Origin of the sequence: Vespertiliibacter pulmonis (genome assembly GCF_013377275.1) — a bacterium.
Classification (GTDB): Bacteria; Pseudomonadota; Gammaproteobacteria; order Enterobacterales; family Pasteurellaceae; genus Vespertiliibacter; species Vespertiliibacter pulmonis.
This window is the reverse complement of sequence record NZ_CP016615.1, coordinates 1018654-1036566: the sequence shown is the minus strand read 5'-3', so window position 1 is coordinate 1036566 and position 17913 is coordinate 1018654. Positions and strand designations below refer to the sequence as shown.

The 17913-nt window shown below is 37.6% G+C and carries 16 protein-coding genes and 2 tRNA genes; 9 read left to right on the top strand and 9 right to left on the bottom strand.

Going from position 1 to position 17913, the window contains the following annotated elements:
* Positions 1–16 precede the first annotated feature (16 nt).
* The 6 genes from A6B43_RS05150 to frdA form a co-directional block, all read right to left on the bottom strand.
* Positions 17–481, bottom strand: a complete 465-nt coding sequence (locus tag A6B43_RS05150; RefSeq protein WP_124211454.1) for a ComEA family DNA-binding protein — start codon at positions 479–481, stop codon at positions 17–19.
* Positions 482–496: 15 nt separating this feature from the next.
* Positions 497–2098: a methyltransferase regulatory domain-containing protein gene (locus A6B43_RS05145; protein ID WP_237306856.1), complete on the bottom strand. Its 1602-nt coding sequence runs from the start codon at positions 2096–2098 to the stop codon at positions 497–499.
* A 133-nt stretch (positions 2099–2231) separates the two neighbouring features.
* Entirely contained in the window at positions 2232–2576 is a 345-nt protein-coding gene (frdD, locus tag A6B43_RS05140) for a fumarate reductase subunit FrdD (protein WP_124211453.1), read from the bottom strand.
* 9 nt (positions 2577–2585) lie between these two features.
* Positions 2586–2978, bottom strand: coding sequence for a fumarate reductase subunit FrdC (frdC, locus tag A6B43_RS05135; protein ID WP_124211452.1), 393 nt, complete (start codon positions 2976–2978; stop codon positions 2586–2588).
* 10 nt (positions 2979–2988) lie between these two features.
* On the bottom strand, positions 2989–3759 hold the full coding sequence (locus tag A6B43_RS05130) for a succinate dehydrogenase/fumarate reductase iron-sulfur subunit (protein WP_124211451.1): 771 nt from the start codon (positions 3757–3759) through the stop codon (positions 2989–2991).
* 3 nt (positions 3760–3762) lie between these two features.
* Positions 3763–5550: a fumarate reductase (quinol) flavoprotein subunit gene (frdA, locus tag A6B43_RS05125; RefSeq protein WP_124211450.1), complete on the bottom strand. Its 1788-nt coding sequence runs from the start codon at positions 5548–5550 to the stop codon at positions 3763–3765.
* A 472-nt stretch (positions 5551–6022) separates the two neighbouring features.
* Here frdA and mrcB point away from each other — a divergent pair, with 472 nt between their 5' ends.
* The 5 genes from mrcB to A6B43_RS05100 all read left to right on the top strand — a co-directional run bounded on the left by mrcB (position 6023) and on the right by A6B43_RS05100 (position 10523).
* Entirely contained in the window at positions 6023–8449 is a 2427-nt protein-coding gene (gene mrcB / locus A6B43_RS05120) for a penicillin-binding protein 1B (protein ID WP_124211449.1), read from the top strand.
* Positions 8450–8688: 239 nt separating this feature from the next.
* Positions 8689–9018 carry a MaoP family protein gene (locus A6B43_RS05115; RefSeq protein ID WP_124211448.1) on the top strand — a complete coding sequence of 110 codons (330 nt, stop codon included), beginning with the start codon at positions 8689–8691 and terminating at the stop codon, positions 9016–9018.
* 66 nt (positions 9019–9084) lie between these two features.
* The gene (gene trmA, locus A6B43_RS05110; RefSeq protein WP_124211447.1) at positions 9085–10179 is read left to right on the top strand and encodes a tRNA (uridine(54)-C5)-methyltransferase TrmA; all 1095 of its coding nucleotides are present in this window, start codon (positions 9085–9087) and stop codon (positions 10177–10179) included.
* Positions 10180–10268: 89 nt separating this feature from the next.
* Positions 10269–10358: transfer RNA gene (locus A6B43_RS05105), tRNA-Ser, on the top strand.
* Between the two features lie 75 nt (positions 10359–10433).
* Positions 10434–10523: transfer RNA gene (locus A6B43_RS05100), tRNA-Ser, on the top strand.
* 39 nt (positions 10524–10562) lie between these two features.
* Here the strand turns inward: A6B43_RS05100 and ubiB are convergent.
* The 3 genes from ubiB to ubiE are packed head-to-tail and all read right to left on the bottom strand — an operon-like array spanning position 10563 to position 13630.
* A complete protein-coding gene (gene ubiB / locus A6B43_RS05095) occupies positions 10563–12215 on the bottom strand; it encodes a ubiquinone biosynthesis regulatory protein kinase UbiB (protein ID WP_124211446.1) in 1653 nt (550 codons plus the stop codon).
* Positions 12216–12857 carry a ubiquinone biosynthesis accessory factor UbiJ gene (locus A6B43_RS05090; protein ID WP_124211445.1) on the bottom strand — a complete coding sequence of 214 codons (642 nt, stop codon included), beginning with the start codon at positions 12855–12857 and terminating at the stop codon, positions 12216–12218. It abuts the gene before it with no gap.
* Positions 12857–13630, bottom strand: coding sequence for a bifunctional demethylmenaquinone methyltransferase/2-methoxy-6-polyprenyl-1,4-benzoquinol methylase UbiE (gene ubiE / locus A6B43_RS05085; protein WP_124211444.1), 774 nt, complete (start codon positions 13628–13630; stop codon positions 12857–12859). Before ubiE ends, A6B43_RS05090 begins: the two co-directional genes overlap by 1 nt.
* 222 nt (positions 13631–13852) lie before the next feature.
* Here ubiE and oadA point away from each other — a divergent pair, with 222 nt between their 5' ends.
* The 4 genes from oadA to pxpA are packed head-to-tail and all read left to right on the top strand — an operon-like array spanning position 13853 to position 17908.
* Entirely contained in the window at positions 13853–15559 is a 1707-nt protein-coding gene (gene oadA / locus A6B43_RS05080; protein WP_124211443.1) for a sodium-extruding oxaloacetate decarboxylase subunit alpha, read from the top strand.
* 36 nt (positions 15560–15595) lie between these two features.
* A complete protein-coding gene (gene pxpB / locus A6B43_RS05075; protein ID WP_124211442.1) occupies positions 15596–16243 on the top strand; it encodes a 5-oxoprolinase subunit PxpB in 648 nt (215 codons plus the stop codon).
* Positions 16240–17172: a 5-oxoprolinase subunit C family protein gene (locus A6B43_RS05070; RefSeq protein WP_124211441.1), complete on the top strand. Its 933-nt coding sequence runs from the start codon at positions 16240–16242 to the stop codon at positions 17170–17172. Before pxpB ends, A6B43_RS05070 begins: the two co-directional genes overlap by 4 nt.
* Positions 17159–17908: a 5-oxoprolinase subunit PxpA gene (gene pxpA / locus A6B43_RS05065; protein WP_124211440.1), complete on the top strand. Its 750-nt coding sequence runs from the start codon at positions 17159–17161 to the stop codon at positions 17906–17908. The genes A6B43_RS05070 and pxpA overlap by 14 nt, the downstream gene beginning before the upstream one ends.
* Positions 17909–17913: the final 5 nt, after the last annotated feature.

The window sequence follows — 17913 nt, the reverse complement described above, 5'->3', positions numbered from 1 at the left end:
AATCTAAAAACTAAGGCTAGAAACTCACTAAGCCTTTTAACTTTTCAAGGGTTGATTCACCAATTCCAGATACTTTTGATAACTCATTAATATTTTTGATTTTTCCTTTTTTATTACGGTAATCAATAATTGCTTTCGCTTTTACCTCACCAATTCCATTGAGTGTTTGCAAGGTTGCTATATCTGCTTTATTTACATTCACTTTTGGCATTTTTTTAGTCGGAGTTTCACTAGTCGTTACTTTTTGAGTAATATCTTTTTTTATAATAGCTGCTTTTTCTAAAACCGATTTCTTAGCAGAATCTTTTGTTAATCCAACCGCTTGTTTAGTATGATTAAGCGACTCATTTACAGCCGGCTTGCTCATTTTAAGCACTTCAGTTACTTCTTTTTTTACATTAGGAACTGATAGTGTTTCTGCAAAAACAAACGATGAGTATATAACACTAATCGCAGCAAATAAATGTAGAAATAATTTCATTTTATTTTCCTTTTATTATCGTAAGTGAACGTCAAAAAAACCGTTAATATCTAATAATTTCAAACCATTATTAACCATCTGTTTAATTTCTTTATCTGAGAAATCATTACTGCTAATTTCTATGCCATTTTTAACTAAAGAGAGAGTACCATTCTCAAAATCTTGACGAACTTGTTTAGTTAAATCAGCAATTGTTCTTGTTCCATCAAGATATTGTGCTAAATGTTGAGAAAAGAAATCCAACTTAATTGGTTGATAATATTTATCTGATAAGTTTGTAATGTCTGGATTAAACATAACAAACTTAATAAAGTTTCTATATTTCTCTATAATTTTAGGTTTTTTCTTATAAGACGATGCTTTCTTTGGACTAAAAGATAGATATGTTCCATAAGAATGAATAAGAATAAATAATGTACTAATAACTTCTTCTTCATTATATTCTGGAAATTGTGATAACCAATCAAATACATCTCTTACCTTGCAAGGTTCATTTTTTGATTGTAAATATTCAAATAAATGTGCTCTTAGAGGAGTATAAAAAAGTTCTAAACTTCCAACGGATGTCGTCCAATAAGCAGCTTTTTCAGGTGTTGCCTCAACAAATTCAATTTTCACTGCAAAATAGATATCATAAAAATGATGGCAATAGGAATATTCTTCAATATTATTAGAAATCTCGTGTGTATCTAAATTTGCTTTATGTGTAATAATACTTGTTCTGAATTGTCTATTTTCAATAAAATCAACGTATTGTTCCACGCTTTCAAGTTTGTTCTCAAAAAACTGACATATTTGATTATATTCTTCATTTTGAAAAAGGAAATGATGAAAAATAATTGGTCTGGTACTATCTGTTACATAAGATAAATTATATTTAGAAATTTTTTGAATAAAATCTTTAAAATATAATGGATTATTATATCCCTCAAAATATTCATGAGCGATATAATACTTCTCTGACTTCATTATATCTTTAAAGGTATTCGCTAATACATTAGCAAATGGATTTAACGATCTTTCAAAAATATCGCTTGTAAATTTTAATGCCCCAAATGACTGTTCAGCCCGTTCCAACAGAGGTAAATTTGAATGACTACTAAAAAGCATTAATTCTTTTGCAATATCCTTTATTTTCCAGCCTGGATAAGTGTTATAACTAACATAAGCAATACCATTTGGTGCCAAATAATCTTGAATTGTTTGTAAAATCGCTTGTTGTACTGATTCTGGTACCCAACTAAACACACCGTGACAAATAATATAATCAAATTGAATCTTAAAACTTACTTGACTAATATCAGCAGTAACTAATTCTACATTCTCAACCCCTACTGCTTGCATCATTTGCTTTCCCACATTGATTTGATATTCAGCCAAATCAATGCCAACTATCTGACTATTCGGATAGCGGATTGCATAAGGTAATAAATTACCTCCATACGAACATCCAATTTCAAGTACTTTTGCATTAGCTAACGGAGCAGGATCTAATCCTTTCATCTTTGCAAGTGCATGTAAACGTGTTGGTTGGCAATGAGTAAATACGTTAGAAGTATAAGGCAGATCATTATAGCCTTGTGCTAAATCTGACGTGTGTTGTAGTGTCTCATTCATCGTTCTAAATACCATTAAAAATTATATTCTCATTGTAACACAAGGTTATACAAGATAAATTATTCTTATTTATAAAGAAACGGCTTTCTATTAGAGAAAGCCGTTAATCATAATTCATTAGAAAAACATATGCCTAAAGATTAAGCACTGCAAATAATACTAATACTGAATACAATGTAGATAATCCGTAGAAAATCCAACCACCCGCAGGGACATGTATTTTAAAATCATGTAACCCCAAATGAATACGATGCATTGCACACCACATTGGGAAAATCAGTAGAGCTAAAATTGCTAATTTACCAATCCAAGTGTGAGAAAACAGTACAATATTATCAGGAGATATTAAACCAAAAGGCAACAGAAATCCTAAAATAAGTACTAAGACCGGGAAAAATACTGCACTAATTGCTCCACCAGCACCAAAAAGTAGCCATACACTAGGTTCATTAGAACGTTTTGGGTTAAGTTTATCCATTTTCTACTCCTAAACTAGAATCAAAGCTAATAAGCTAACAAATGCAGTAATTCCCCAAAATACCCGAGAAACTAATTTCACATCAATACGTTGATTTTTTACAATGATATTCATCATTTGTGGTGCCATATTAAAAAACGTAAAGCTATTCAATAATACTGCTCCTAGAGTAATAATATTCAGAATAACGACTAACGGATTTTGTAGAAAGCCAATAAAGCTACTCTCAAAATTACCATTACCTAAACATACTAATCCATAAAATAGTTCTAAGCAGAACCACAATGTTGGTACGGATGTACTCTCACGTAAAACGTAAAATTTATAAAAATCTAACCGCTTCCACCACGTTGGAGATACTTCACGTACATACTTTTTACGTTTACTTGCTACTGTTGTCATTTTTCTCTCCTTACTTCTGTGGTTTCAGCATTGCAAATACATAATCTTTGGCACTTTCAATTTTACCTTGATTGACTGCTGATGACGGATTAACATGTTTTGGACAGACCTCAGAGCAATAACCCACAAAGGTACAACTCCATACCCCATTTTTACCATTGATAATCTTCATTCGCTCTGCTTTACCATTATCACGGTTATCTAAATTATATCGGTGTGCCAGTGTTAATGCAGCAGGTCCGACAAATTCTGGGTTTAATCCAAATTGTGGACAAGCGGCATAACATAAACCACAGTTGATACACATTGAGAATGTACGATATTTTTCTAATTGAGCAGGTGTCTGCTTTGTACGACTTTTAGCTAGTTCTTCTGCTGAATGAGGTTTACCGTCTAACGGTGGTGCTTTATTATCAATAATATACGGCTTGATAGACTCCAAACTCTCAATAAAATGGCTTAAATCAACAACCAAATCTTTCTCAATAGGGAAATTAGCAAGTGGCTCGATCCGCATATGGCCACTGTAATCACGCAAAAATGTTTTACAAGCTAATTTAGGCTTTCCATTCACCATCATTCCACAAGAGCCGCAGATTGCCATACGGCAAGACCAACGGAATGAAAGTTCTGGTTCTAATTCATCTTTAATATAACCAAGTGCATCAAGTAAAGAAGTTTGGCTATCATAAGGCACTTCATATTTGCTTAAAGATGGTTCGTTATCTTTCTCAGGGTTATAACGAAGTACCTCAACCGTCATTTTGCTTAGGTTACTCATCTTTTATTGCTCCTTTTTTGCTGCTTTTTCTTGAGCTTCTGCTTCTGCACCATATACACGTTTTGCTGGTTGCGATTTAGTAATTTTTACATCGCTATATTTGATAGTTGGCGCGCCATTTTCATTATAGAAAGCAAGAGTATGTTTTAAATAATTCACATCATCACGCTCTACATAATCTAAACGTTGATGTGCTCCACGAGACTCCTTACGATCTACTGCAGAAGATGAAATAGATTGTGCAACATCAAGAATATAGCCTAATTCAATTTTATAGAGTAAATCCGTATTAAAGACACTAGACGTATCTTTCACCTTAATACGTTTATAGCGGTCTTTTAATTCCGCAATCTTAGCAACCGTTGCTTCCATACTCTCTTGTGTACGATAAATACCACAACCTTCTTCCATTGAATCGCCCATCTCATTACGAATTTGTGACCAAGATTCTTCACCTTCTTGACGAGCTAATGCATAAACTCGATTAATTACATCTTGTGCTTGTGCATCAATGATTGCTTGATTACGAGTTGTCGTCTCTTCCGCACGACGAGCGGCCATTTCCCCTGCAACTTTACCAAATACGACAATTTCAGCTAGCGAGTTTGAGCCTAAACGATTTGCACCGTGTAACCCTGAAGATGCACATTCGCCAACAGCAAATAATCCTTTAATCGATGTTTCTGTTTGAGCATCAACTTCAATACCTCCCATTGTATAATGCACAACAGGGCGTACTGGAATAGGCTGTTTAGCTGGGTCAACCCCTTCATAAGCCTTAGCCAACTCACAAATAAATGGTAAACGTTCAAGTAAATATTTTTCACCTAAATGGCGTAAATCTAAATGTACAACATCAACACCTTTCGCTGTTTTTAACGTATTTCCCTTACGCCATTCTTGCCAGAAAGCTTGAGACACTTTATCTCGAGGCCCTAATTCCATATATTTATTTTCAGGCTTACCAATTGGTGTTTCTGGTCCTAAACCATAATCTTGTAAATAACGATAGCCATCTTTATTCACCAAAATACCACCTTCACCCCGGCAACCTTCGGTCATTAAAATGCCAGTATTTGGCAAACCTGTTGGGTGATACTGGACAAATTCCATATCACGCAGTGGCACGCCGTGGCGATATGCCATTGATAGCCCATCACCAGTAACAATACCACCATTGGTATTAAAGCGGTATGCACGACAACCACCACCAGTAGCAATCACAACAGCGTTTGCATTGATTTGCACAAAAGTGCCTTCCATCATATTCATTGCAACACAGCCACGAGCGTGTCCGTCATCAACTAAAATATCTAATACAAAATGCTCATCAAAACGGATAATTTGTGGATATTTAATTGATGTTTGAAATAACGTATGAAGTAAATGAAAACCTGTTTTATCGGCCGCAAACCACGTCCGTTCAATTTTCATACCACCAAAACGACGTACATTTATATCGCCATCATCTTTACGACTCCAAGGACAGCCCCAGCGCTCTAGTTGAGTCATTTCCACTGGTGAATGCTCTACAAAATACTCCACTACATCTTGTTCACATAACCAGTCACCACCGCCTACTGTATCATGGAAATGTTTTTCATAAGAATCGGTATCTTTTACTACCGCAGCAGCCCCACCTTCAGCCGCAACTGTATGGCTACGCATTGGATAAACTTTTGAAATTAAAGCAATTTTTAAATTAGGATTTGCCTCAGCAGCGGCAATAGCAGAACGTAAACCACTTCCGCCTGCACCCACAATAGCAATATCAACATTAACCGTCTGCACAATTTCCTCCTCGGGAAAATAAAAGGTATCACATAAAATTGCTGATATTTTGCCACTATTTTTAATTATTTATAACTATAATTTACAAATTATTAACATAAAAAATTTGGTTTTGTGATCTATCTCAAAAAACGCTAGTGAAAATCGTAAGTTATTGATAATCGCTATTATTAATGCGGTTATTTTAGCTCCAGATCGCTGAATAAGCGGTCTGTTACTCAATCAATTTTGTAATATTTATTTAAAAATATAGATAACTCACATTTATATTTTGTATAAAAAACTATCTATCATCTTACTAAATTACAATAAATGTTAAAAAAATGATAAGTTAGATCACTCATTCATCGGTATAATTTAAATTATTATTCCGTTTTTCATTTTATCACTATGAGATAAATAGGAAGATTTATTCATAATTTCGCAAAATTCTTGTAAAATCCAACCGCTTATTTCATTTTATGGTCAACCTATGTCGGATACTCAACACAAAGAGCCACAGGAACTTGAATCTGAAAATACATCGCTTTCAGATAACCTAGCAAAACCGCCACGCAAAAAACGCAAGTTTCTTTCTGCTTGTTTCAAACTATCTTTACTTGGCACTTGCTGTATCGCACTTTATTGCCTTTATCTCGATGGGAAAATTCGCTCAAAAATGGACGGCCAGGTTTGGAGTTTACCGGCTGAAATTTATGCACGAATCGAAAGTATTCGAATAAATGATAATCTGACCCTTGAACAGGTAAAACTTGCTTTAATTGATAATGGCTATCGTGAAGTCTCTGTTATTGCAACACCCGGTGATTTTAAAATTGAAAATAATACATTAGTGGTATTACGCCGAGCATTTCCTTTTCCAGAAACTCCTGAAGCACAACGTGTCCTACGTTTACGCTTTGTTGGTGATAAATTAGCCCGTATAGAAGATTTAGTTCGTTTAAAAGAAGTTGATGAATTTCGTCTTGATCCAAAACGGATTGCAATGCTCCATTCCGATAATGACGAAGAACGGGTAGTCTTACCCCTTCGTAATTATCCAAGTTTGCTGATTGAAACATTAATTTTAACGGAAGATAAACGCTTTTATACTCATAATGGCATTAGCCCATTAAGTATCGCTAGAGCGTTAATTACTAATTACCAGGCCGGCAAAACAGTGCAAGGCGCAAGTACGCTTACTCAACAACTGGTAAAAAATGTTTTCCTAACTAACGAAAAGTCCTTCGAACGTAAAATAAATGAAGCCTTGATGTCGATTATTTTAGATGCTCGCTACGATAAAAATCGTATTCTCGAAACTTATCTCAATGAAATTTATCTCGGGCAAAACGGTAGCTATCAAATTCACGGCTTCGCTCTTGCAAGCCAATTTTATTTCGGCAGACCTGTACAAGAAATTAGCTTATCACAAATGGCATTATTAGTGGGAATGGCAAAAGGGGCTTCACTCTACAATCCATGGCGTAATCCACAAGCCGCCTTGGAACGGCGAAATGTCGTACTACATATTTTGCTGGATAATAAAAAAATCTCCCAATCCGATTACGATTTCCTTGCACAACAGCCTCTTGGCGTAAAAGAAAAAAGCAATGTATATCGCCAGCAACCAGCATTTATGCACGCCTTAAATGTTGAACTTAAACGAGAACTTGGGGAATCTAATACCAGCCTACTCTCAGGTGCAAAAATTTTTACAACACTTGATCCAAAACAACAGCGTTCTGCGGAACTTGCAGTAATCAATGGGATTGCTAATCTTGAAAATGCCAATAAACGCATTAAAGATTTGCAATCTGCCGTTGTTGTTGCTGAATATGCTACAGGTAAAGTTCGAGCAATTGTGGGGGGAGTTCAAACCCAATATGCGGGCTTTAACCGAGCTTTGCAAACAAAACGTCAGATCGGATCGCTTGTTAAGCCTTCCATCTATGCAATCGCTTTATCTAACCCGAATTTATTCCGTTTAAATACACCTGTGAATAACCAACCAATTACGATCAGTATCAAAGGTAGCCCACCGTGGTCGCCTCGTAACTACGATCATCGTTTTAGTGGCTCTGTGATGTTAATGGACGCACTAGTTCGTTCATTGAACATTCCAACGGTCAATATTGGTATGAAAGTGGGGTTAAAAAAAGTTATTGAAAAGCAAAAAGAAATGGGCTGGGACGACGCAAAAATTCCACCATATCCTTCAACCTTGCTGGGTGCATACTCTATTTCCCCTTATGATGTAACGAAATCTTATCAAGTCATCGCTAACTCAGGGAAAAAAATCCCACTAACGACAATTGAAGCCATTATTTCAACCGAAGGCGAAATAGTTTATCAACGAGATCTCGGCAGTATCAATAATCAAATATTACCTGCTGAAGCCTCAATTCAAACCCTATACGCAATGCAGCAAGTCGTTGAACGAGGCACTGCTCGTAGCCTGCAAAATGATTTTTCAGCTCTCCATTTAGCAGGTAAAACAGGTACAACCAATAACGCCCGTGATACTTGGTTTGTTGGTATTGATGGTGAACATATTACGACTGTCTGGCTAGGAAAAGACAATAATAGCGATACCCATTTAACAGGTTCAAGTGGAGCATTACAAATCTACAAAGAATACCTTAAACGGGCATTACCAACCCCATTTAAATTACCAAAAAGTCCGAATATTCAATGGGTTGGGATTAACAGCTTTGGTGCTTGGGACTGTTCAAGTCCACGTCAAATTCCTGTTTGGAAAGATAAAGGACAACGTTATTGCACCAGTGGCGGCACAGTTGTACAACGTAAACCTAGTGTATGGGACGCTCTTTCCTTAGAGAAAGAAAATACCTCTCCAACCAAAGCTGATGAAGCCGAAGGACAAGCACCGAGTGAAGAAATCGCTCCTCGTGAATAAAAAATAAGTAAATTTTAAGCTAAAAAGACCGCTTGTAGCCAAATAACAAGCGGTCTCTTTTTCGCTATTTTTGCCAAAATATGGATTGCTTATCCTCTATTTACAACAGATTTTTAGTAATCAAACACAATCCCTATTTAATTTATAAAAAAGCATTGATTTCTTGGTGCGTTTTAGCTTTAATGCTTCCCCAATTTAATTTATCTATTCCCTAAATAACACAAGCAAAGAGGTATATTATGGCAGAGAGTTTTAGCGTTACACGCCGTTTTTTTGATGATAAAAATTACCCAAGAGGATTTTCACGCCACGGTGATTACACAATTCGTGAATCTCAAACTTTGGAACAATTTGGACAAGCGTGCTTAGCCTTAGAAAATGGTGAGCGTAAACCAACAACAGTAGAAGAAAAACAATTTGTAGCTGTGATGAAAGGTGAAAAAGCGCCCGAAACATTTTTAGAAAAAGTGTGGGTAAAATACCGCACCTTAACCACTAAAACTAAACGCATATACACACTTTCTGGCGATGTCAGTGGTGATATCGGCAGTGGCGATGATTCTGAATAAATAACTATACCAATGATGACGCCTATCGGCGTCTTCTTTCTTTTCTTTTAGCCAACAAACAGAACAATGACCTTACCTATCTCACAATATCCAGAACTTCTTGCAAAAAAAACAGCAGATCTTACCGCTTTACTTGCGCCATTTTCTGCACCTAAACTCGATGTTTTTGCCTCAGAACCAAGCCACTTTCGCCTACGGGCTGAATTTCGAGTATGGCACGATAGCCACGATCTCTATCATATTATGTTCGATCCTGTAACAAAGGAACGTTATCGAGTTGATCAATTTCCTATTGCGAGCCAGCTTATCAACAGAATGATGACTGTATTATTAGCCGAAATTAAAGGCAATGAAATACTTACACGCAAACTATTTCAAATTGATTATTTAAGCACCTTAAGTGGGCAAATCGCCGTCTCAATGCTCTATCATAAACCACTTACTGATGAATGGTGTGAGCAGGCAAAATTACTCAAACAAAGGCTAACGGGCTACGGCTTTAATGTCCAAATTATAGGACGAGCAACAAAGCAGAAAATTATACTTGATCACGATTATGTCGAAGAAGTACTAACAGTAGATAATACCCCTTACATTTATCGGCAAATGGAAAATAGCTTTACCCAACCTAACGGCAAAATGAATATTAAAATGCTAGAGTGGGCAAGGCAATGTACTGCGAATAGTCAAGGCGATTTACTTGAACTTTACTGTGGAAATGGCAATTTCTCGATTGCCCTCGCCAGTAATTTTCGTAAAGTGCTTGCCACAGAGATTGCGAAATCGTCTGTTGAATCCGCTCAATATAATATTAAGCAAAACGGTATTGAAAATTTAACTATTATCCGAATGTCCGCAAATGAATTCACGCAAGCCATTCAAGGAGTAAGAGAATTTTACCGTTTAAAAGGCGTAAATTTGAAAGAGTATGAGTGTAATACTATTTTTGTTGATCCACCACGAGCAGGACTTGATGCAGAGACATTAAAAATGGTACAAAGCTATGAGCGTATTTTATATATTTCCTGTAATCCAACCACATTAGTAGAAAATTTACAGACTCTCTGTGAAACTCATCGCATTGAAAAATGTGCATTGTTTGACCAATTCCCTTATACACACCATATTGAAAGCGGAATTTGGCTTATACGGAAAGAATAAATGCTGAAAAATAACGCATTTAAATATATTTATACATTTTTTTCTTGACCGTTTTACCAGTTATCTATATTATTTTGCCTGTTTTCAACGGAGGAATGGTCGAGCGGTTGAAGGCACCGGTCTTGAAAACCGGCGAGGGTTTGCGCCCTCCGTGAGTTCGAATCTCACTTCCTCCGCCATCAAATTCTAGCCTGTTGCTAATTGATTTAGTAGCAGGTTTTTCCTTAATAAAGTAAAAATATTGTTTTCAACACGGAGGAATGGTCGAGTGGTTGAAGGCACCGGTCTTGAAAACCGGCGAGGGTTTACGCCCTCCGTGAGTTCGAATCTCACTTCCTCCGCCATATAAACTAAAACGCAAGCCATTGGCTTGCGTTTTTTATTTATCTATTTACATCGAATAAACTTTTGATAAAACATTTCTTCAACCCTATACCTAATGTCAAAAGCAACACTGGCAAACTTAACCATAATGGTATGTCATCAAATTTCCACAGAGTCCCAACAAAAATACTACTCAATAATACCGCTTGCCCTAGCCCCATATTATTTTGGCTATTCAAACTCTGATTAATTTCAGCAAGGCGGTAATTTATTTGCTTTTGCTGTTGTAATGCTTGGAATACTGCTTCAGGAAATTCAGCAAAATGCTCACGAAATTGCGGTAAACGTTGCTGAATTTGACGTAACATCGACTGCACTCCCATTTGCTCATCAAGCCAATCTTGTAAAAACGGTTTTGCTGTTTGCCATAAATCTAATTGTGGATAAAGTTGTCTCCCTAGGCCTTCAATATAAAGTAATGTTTTTTGCAGTAGTACTAATTGGGGTTGTACCTGCATATTAAATTCACGAGCAACATTAAATAAATTGAGTAAGACTAACCCAAACGAAATTTCTGACAATGGTTTAGCAAAAATAGGCTCGCATACTTCACGAAAAGCTTGCTCAAACGCATCAATATCTGTATCTGCAGGTGTCCAACCAGACTCTACGTGTAGCAATGCAACTCGGCGATAATCACGATTAAAGAACGCGACAAAACTTTCAGCTAAATAGCGTTTATCATTCTGATTTAGTGTACCAACAATGCCACAATCAATGCCAATATATTGTGGATTTTCAGGATGCTTAGGATTGACGAAAATATTACCCGGGTGCATATCCGCATGGAAAAAGCTATCACGGAATACTTGAGTGAAAAATACCGTGACCCCTCGCTCCGCCAATAACTTCATTGCTGTGCCATTCGCCTCAAGTTCTGCGATATTTGACACAGGAATACCATAAATTCGTTCCATTACAATCACATTTTTATGGCAGAAAGCTTGATACATTTCTGGTACATATAGCATTTCGCTACCTTCAAAATTTGCTCGTAAACGTACTGCATTTGCCATTTCTTTACGCAAATCTAGCTCATCTAAAACCGTTTTTTCATACTCTCGAACGACTTCTGTAGCCCGTAATCGTTTCCCTTCTTTTGATAAACGAGGAATCCAGCCCGCCAAACGATACATTAAAGCCAAATCGTCTTTAATCACTGCTTCAATATCAGGACGTATCACTTTAAGAACCACTTCTTTACCTGCAAGCGGTTGGTTTTGATTAAATTTTGCAGTATGGACTTGTGCAATCGAAGCTGAAGCAAGAGCTATTTCATCAAAATCTTCAAACCACGTTTCCAATTTATCACCTAAGGCTCGTTCAATAATTTCCCGTGCCAATTTACCCTCAAAAGGAGTAACGGAGTCTTGTAGCAACGCTAGTTGATCAGCTAATTCAGGAGAGAACATATCCCGACGAGTTGAAAGCATTTGACCCAATTTTATCCAAACAGGACCAAGTTCTTGTAATGCCAAACGTAAACGTACGCCCAGCGGTTCATTTGGATATTGGTTTTTTACCCAAAATAATGATTTCCGCATCAATCGAGCCGAACGAGTAACAGGCACATTAGGGATCGCTTCATCTATCCCATAGCGTAAAAAAGTATGGATAATATGATAAAGACGGCGGAGGTTTTTTATAGTCATCTAACTCTCTTTTTTGCTCACTATAGTTAATGTTGAAAATTGTTGCTCTAATCTTACCGCTTGTTGGGCAAGCAATTCCACTTGATCGCAAAAATGAGCCACCTCTAAACGATGAACAAGTACTGGACGCTCAACCATCAAATTATCCACCATATTTTGGCTACTTCGAGCCACTTGGTTTTTCGCTTTGTAAAACACGTTACGAACAAAATCTGTCGTGGTTTGAGCGATGACATCACCAACAAAAGGGGAAAGCCATTCCGCAGGATCTTTTTCAATTTGATCAAGCAGTTGCGTAAAATGCTGTAAAACTTGAATATCACCTTGTAATATCAACGTTTTATCATTGATCAATGATGTCAATTTCGCTTTATCCGCTAATTTCGGTAACGCACTGGCTTCTAAGCTGACCGAACAATCAGGTTCGCCTTCATAAAGAGAAAGCCAATCCGTTCTTTGGGAACTAAAGAGAATAAAGCTGCTAAAGGTTGGTTGATTAAGCTGAATATGCAAAATCTTCCCATCTAATTTACGCAAAATAGGGGATAAATGTGGCGAATGTGCTAATAAATGATTAAAAAATGACTCTGCCCCCGCTGTGGCAAATTGTGGCAACATCAACTGTTGTAACAAACTGCTCATTAGAATTTATAGCCCCTATGTAATGCCACAATACCAGCACTTAAATTATAATAATTCACACTTTCAAACCCCGCATTTTCCATCATTGCTTTCAACTCATCTTGTTTTGGGTGCATTCGGATAGACTCTGCTAAATAGCGGTAGCTTTCGCCATCATTAACCACAGTTTCACCAATTTTAGGCAGAATATTAAACGAATAAAAATTATATACTTGACTTAATGGATCAATAATAGGTTTGGAGAATTCCAACACTAACAAACGCCCACCTGGCTTTAACACTCTATACATTGATCGCAATGCTTTATCTTTATCTGTTACATTACGCAAACCAAAACTAATCACAATACAATCAAAAGTATTGTCAGCAAAAGGTAAACTCTCGGCATTAGCTTGCACGTAATTCACATTGCCTACTATGCCCAAATTACGCAATTTATCACGTCCAACCTGCAACATTGAGCTATTAATATCAGCAAGAACAACCTCTCCACTCTCGCCTACAATACGAGAAAACTTTGCACTAAAATCGCCTGTTCCCCCAGCAAGATCTAACACTTTCTGCCCTTTACGCACCCCACTACAATCAATTGTAAATCGCTTCCAAACACGATGAATACCGAAAGAAAGCAGATCATTCATCAGATCATACTTGTCTGCTACGCTATGAAAAACATTAGCCACTAACTGTTGCTTTTCTTCTTTTGCTACCGTTTTAAACCCAAAATGGGTTGTTTCTGATTCAGGAGCGGGTGAGGCTTCTATCTCGTTCATTCTTTATCTCTCAACTCAAAAAATGGGCATACCTTAGCAAAAAAGCGGTCGAATTTCCTTAATATTTTGCAAAAATGTGAAGTCTGTCGTGGAAATCATTTTGAAAAACAGTAAGATAACTTATTATTGACAATTACTTAACAATTTCGTCAATTTCTCTTTTAATACAAATGTAGTTAATTATAGCAACAACAAGGTATCAACCCTTTTTGGAGAACAACAATGACACCTCAACTTCCTTTAGCAAAACAGATCAAAATCACCGACGTTGTACTACGAGATGCCCATCAATCACTTTTTGCTACCCGCTTACGCCTAAATGATATGTTACCTATCGCAAAAGAACTTGATGATATCGGATACTGGTCGCTTGAAGCTTGGGGAGGTGCAACTTTTGATGCCTGTATTCGCTTTCTCGGCGAAGATCCTTGGATTCGTTTAAGAGAGCTAAAAAAAGCAATGCCAAAAACCCCGCTACAAATGTTATTACGAGGGCAGAATTTACTAGGCTATCGCCACTATGCTGATGATGTTGTAGATAAATTTGTAGAACGAGCCATTAGAAATGGAATGTCGGTATTCCGAGTATTTGATGCAATGAATGATCCTCGCAATATGAAACAAGCCTTACAAGCGGTGAGATCTAATGGTGGACACGCACAGGGTACACTAAGCTACACCACAAGCCCCGTTCACTCTCTAAATACTTGGCTAGAATTAACCGAACAACTTCTTGAAATCGGTATAGATTCTCTCGTTATCAAAGATATGTCAGGTATTCTCACACCAATGGAAGCAGAACGCTTAGTCAGTGCAATCAAACAACAATATGATATACAACTTCATTTACACTGCCACTCGACCACTGGTATCGCAGAAATGACACAGCTCAAAGCTATTGAAGCAGGTGTTGATGGTATTGATACCTCTATTTCATCAATGAGTGGAACTTACGGACACCCTGCAACCGAAGCAATAGTCGCCACTTTACACAATACCCCTTACGATACGGGGCTAGATATCCAGAAATTAGAAAAAATTGCTGCCTATTTCCGTGAAGTCCGTAAAAAATACCGCCAATTTGAAGGGCAATTACGGGGTTCTGACAGCCGTATTTTAATTTCTCAAGTCCCAGGCGGTATGCTGACTAACCTTGAAAGCCAGCTAAAACAACAAAATGCGATGGATAAATTAGACCTTGTTTTACAAGAAATTCCACGAGTACGTAAAGATTTAGGCTACATTCCATTAGTTACGCCCACATCACAAATCGTCGGCACACAATCAGTAATCAACGTATTACTTGGAGAGCGTTATAAAAATATTGCAAATGAAGCAGCAGGGATTTTAAAAGGGGAATATGGTAAAACTCCTGCTCCAGTAAATGCTGAGTTACAAGCAAAAGTCCTTGATGGAAAAATGCCAATTACTGATCGCCCTGCTGATCACCTTTTACCTGAAATGGAAAAACTTTCAGCAGAAATTCAACAGCAAGCCAAAGAGAAAGGCATAACCCTATCAGAAAATGTCATCGATGATGTTTTAATTGTCGCTCTTTTCCCGCAAATTGGTTGGAAATTCCTTGAAAATCGGGGAAATCCTGATGCCTTTGAACCAGAACCTACTGGCGAAGTAATAGTAGAACAAGCGGTGAGTTCCAAACAAAAATCTGCAACACCAAAACCAGCAGAACAAACTGCAAGCACACCGCTTGATACGGCAATTACTGCACCAATGTCGGGAAATATTTGGAAAGTATTAGTAGAAGAAGGACAAAAAGTTTCTAAAGGCGAAGCACTGTTAATTTTAGAAGCAATGAAAATGGAGACTCAAATCTGTGCATCTCAGTCGGGTATTATAGAACAGCTTAATGTCAAAGCAGGCGATATAGTTACAGCAGGTGATATTTTAATCACCTTAACACTATAACATTTATTCAATATCAATTTTAATCCAAGGGTTTATATGAATATTTATCATACCAGTGAGCAATCAATTATTTGTGTACTTAAACCGCCTGCCGAGCTTGTCAAACAACAACAAATTTGGCAAATGGCAGAGCTTATCCAACAGCTACCCAACGTTGTAGAAATCGTTGTTGGAATGAATAATTTTACGGTATTTCACAATATGCAAGCCGATACCGACTTACTTAAACAACAACTTCAAGAAACGTGGCAAACTCTTTCACAACAACAAAATTCTCGTCAAGGTAAAATCGTTGAAATCCCTGTTCATTATGGCGGTGAATATGGTGAGGATCTTGCCAACGTTGCTGCATATCATCAAACAACACCAGAAGAAATTATTCAACGCCATACTAATGCGGTTTACACCGTTTTTATGATCGGTTTTCAACCCGGCTTCCCTTATTTAGGCGGGCTACCCGAAAACTTACATACCCCACGCCACAAAGTACCCCGTACTCGTGTTCCAGCAGGTTCAGTAGGCATTGGGGGAAGCCAAACAGGAATTTATCCATTTACTTCCCCGGGTGGCTGGCAACTCTTAGGCAAAACTGATCTTCCATTGTTTGATATTACAAAAACTCCCCCAGTATTATTACAAACTGGCGATACCGTTAGATTTATTGTAGAGAGTGTAAAACTATGATTTATATTGTAAATACCAGTGCTTTTGCGCATATTCAAGATTTAGGACGCTTCGGATTACGTCGTTTCGGTATTGGGCATACTGGGGCAATGGACACACTTGCTCTCCAAGCAGGTAATTTATTACTCAATAATGATGAAAATGCACCGGCTATTGAAATAACACTTGGTGGTTTAACGCTTACCTTTGACTGCGATACCCCCTTTTGTTTAACCGGTGCATTATTTGATGCAGATCTAGACGGTACGCCTGTTTACAGCTACTGGCGTTATACAGCTAAAGCCCGTCAAACACTTACAATCAAACGTAGCACAATGGGAAATTATGGCTATTTATGTGTAGCAGGCGGATTTATTGTTCCATCAATCCTCAATTCTTGTAGCACTGATCTCAAAGCTGGCTTTGGCGGATTTGAAGGAAGATTACTCAAAGCCGGAGATAATTTAACCACAGGTAAACGAGACACTTATCTTAGCCCACTAGGCATTGAACCCATTGCATTTACTAATCGTATTTATGCTACGGCATCATCTGAATACCACGCATTTTCTGAAGAAAGCCAACAATGCTTTTGGCAACAAGGTTGGGTATTACAACGCAATAGTAACAGAATGGGCTACCGCTTTGCAGGAGAGCAAATATTAGAGCTAAACACACCGCTTGAGATGCTTTCTTATGCCGCACCGATAGGAACAGTACAAGTTCCTCCTGATGGTCAGCCTATTATTTTAATGGCTGATGCACAAACAACGGGAGGCTATCCCAAAATTGCCTGCGTGATCAATGCCGATTTAGGCAGACTTGCTCAAAACCCTATTGGTAGCACACTCTATTTTGAACAAGTCTCGCACCAACAAGCGGTCGAATACCAACAAAAAAATGCAAATTATCTTGATAACATTCGGAGAATAGTGAATGAAATACGTTGATTTAAATGTCGATCTTGCCGAAGGCTGTGGCAATGATCATCGCTTACTACAATTGGTTACCTCTGCTAATATCGCTTGTGGCTTACACGCAGGGGATTTCAATGAAATGCGTAAGGCAATTTTGTGGGCAAAAGAAAATAAAGTACGAATTGGCGCTCACCCAAGTTTCCCAGATCGAGAAAATTTCGGTCGAACCAATATGCAACTGCCTGATGATGAATTAAAAGCTTGCTTACTGTATCAACTTGGTGCGATTAAAGCCCTTTGTGATGCAGAAAACCTACCAATAAGCTACGTAAAACCTCACGGAGCACTCTATAATCAAGCGGCAAAAGATCCTAAGTTAGCTCATCTCATTGCTGAAACCATTCACCAATTCGATCCGACTTTAAAATTGATGGGATTATCTGGTAGCTTAATGCTAAATGTTGCCAAAGAAGTTGGACTAGACGTTATTGCTGAAGTATTTGCAGATCGTCATTATTTATCAGACGGTTCGCTAGTTCCTCGTAGCCGTCCTGATGCATTAGTTGAAAATGATGAAGAAGCTATTGCCCAAGTCTTACAAATGATAGAACAAAAAACTGTAACATCTGTTGATGGTATCTATGTACCAATCCAAGCCGACAGTATTTGTTTACACGGAGACGGTGCTCACGCTATTGAATTTGCAGAGAAAATTCAGGAAGCACTCTCAGCCAAACATATAACTATCTGTGCCAACTCTCCTCAATAAGAAGG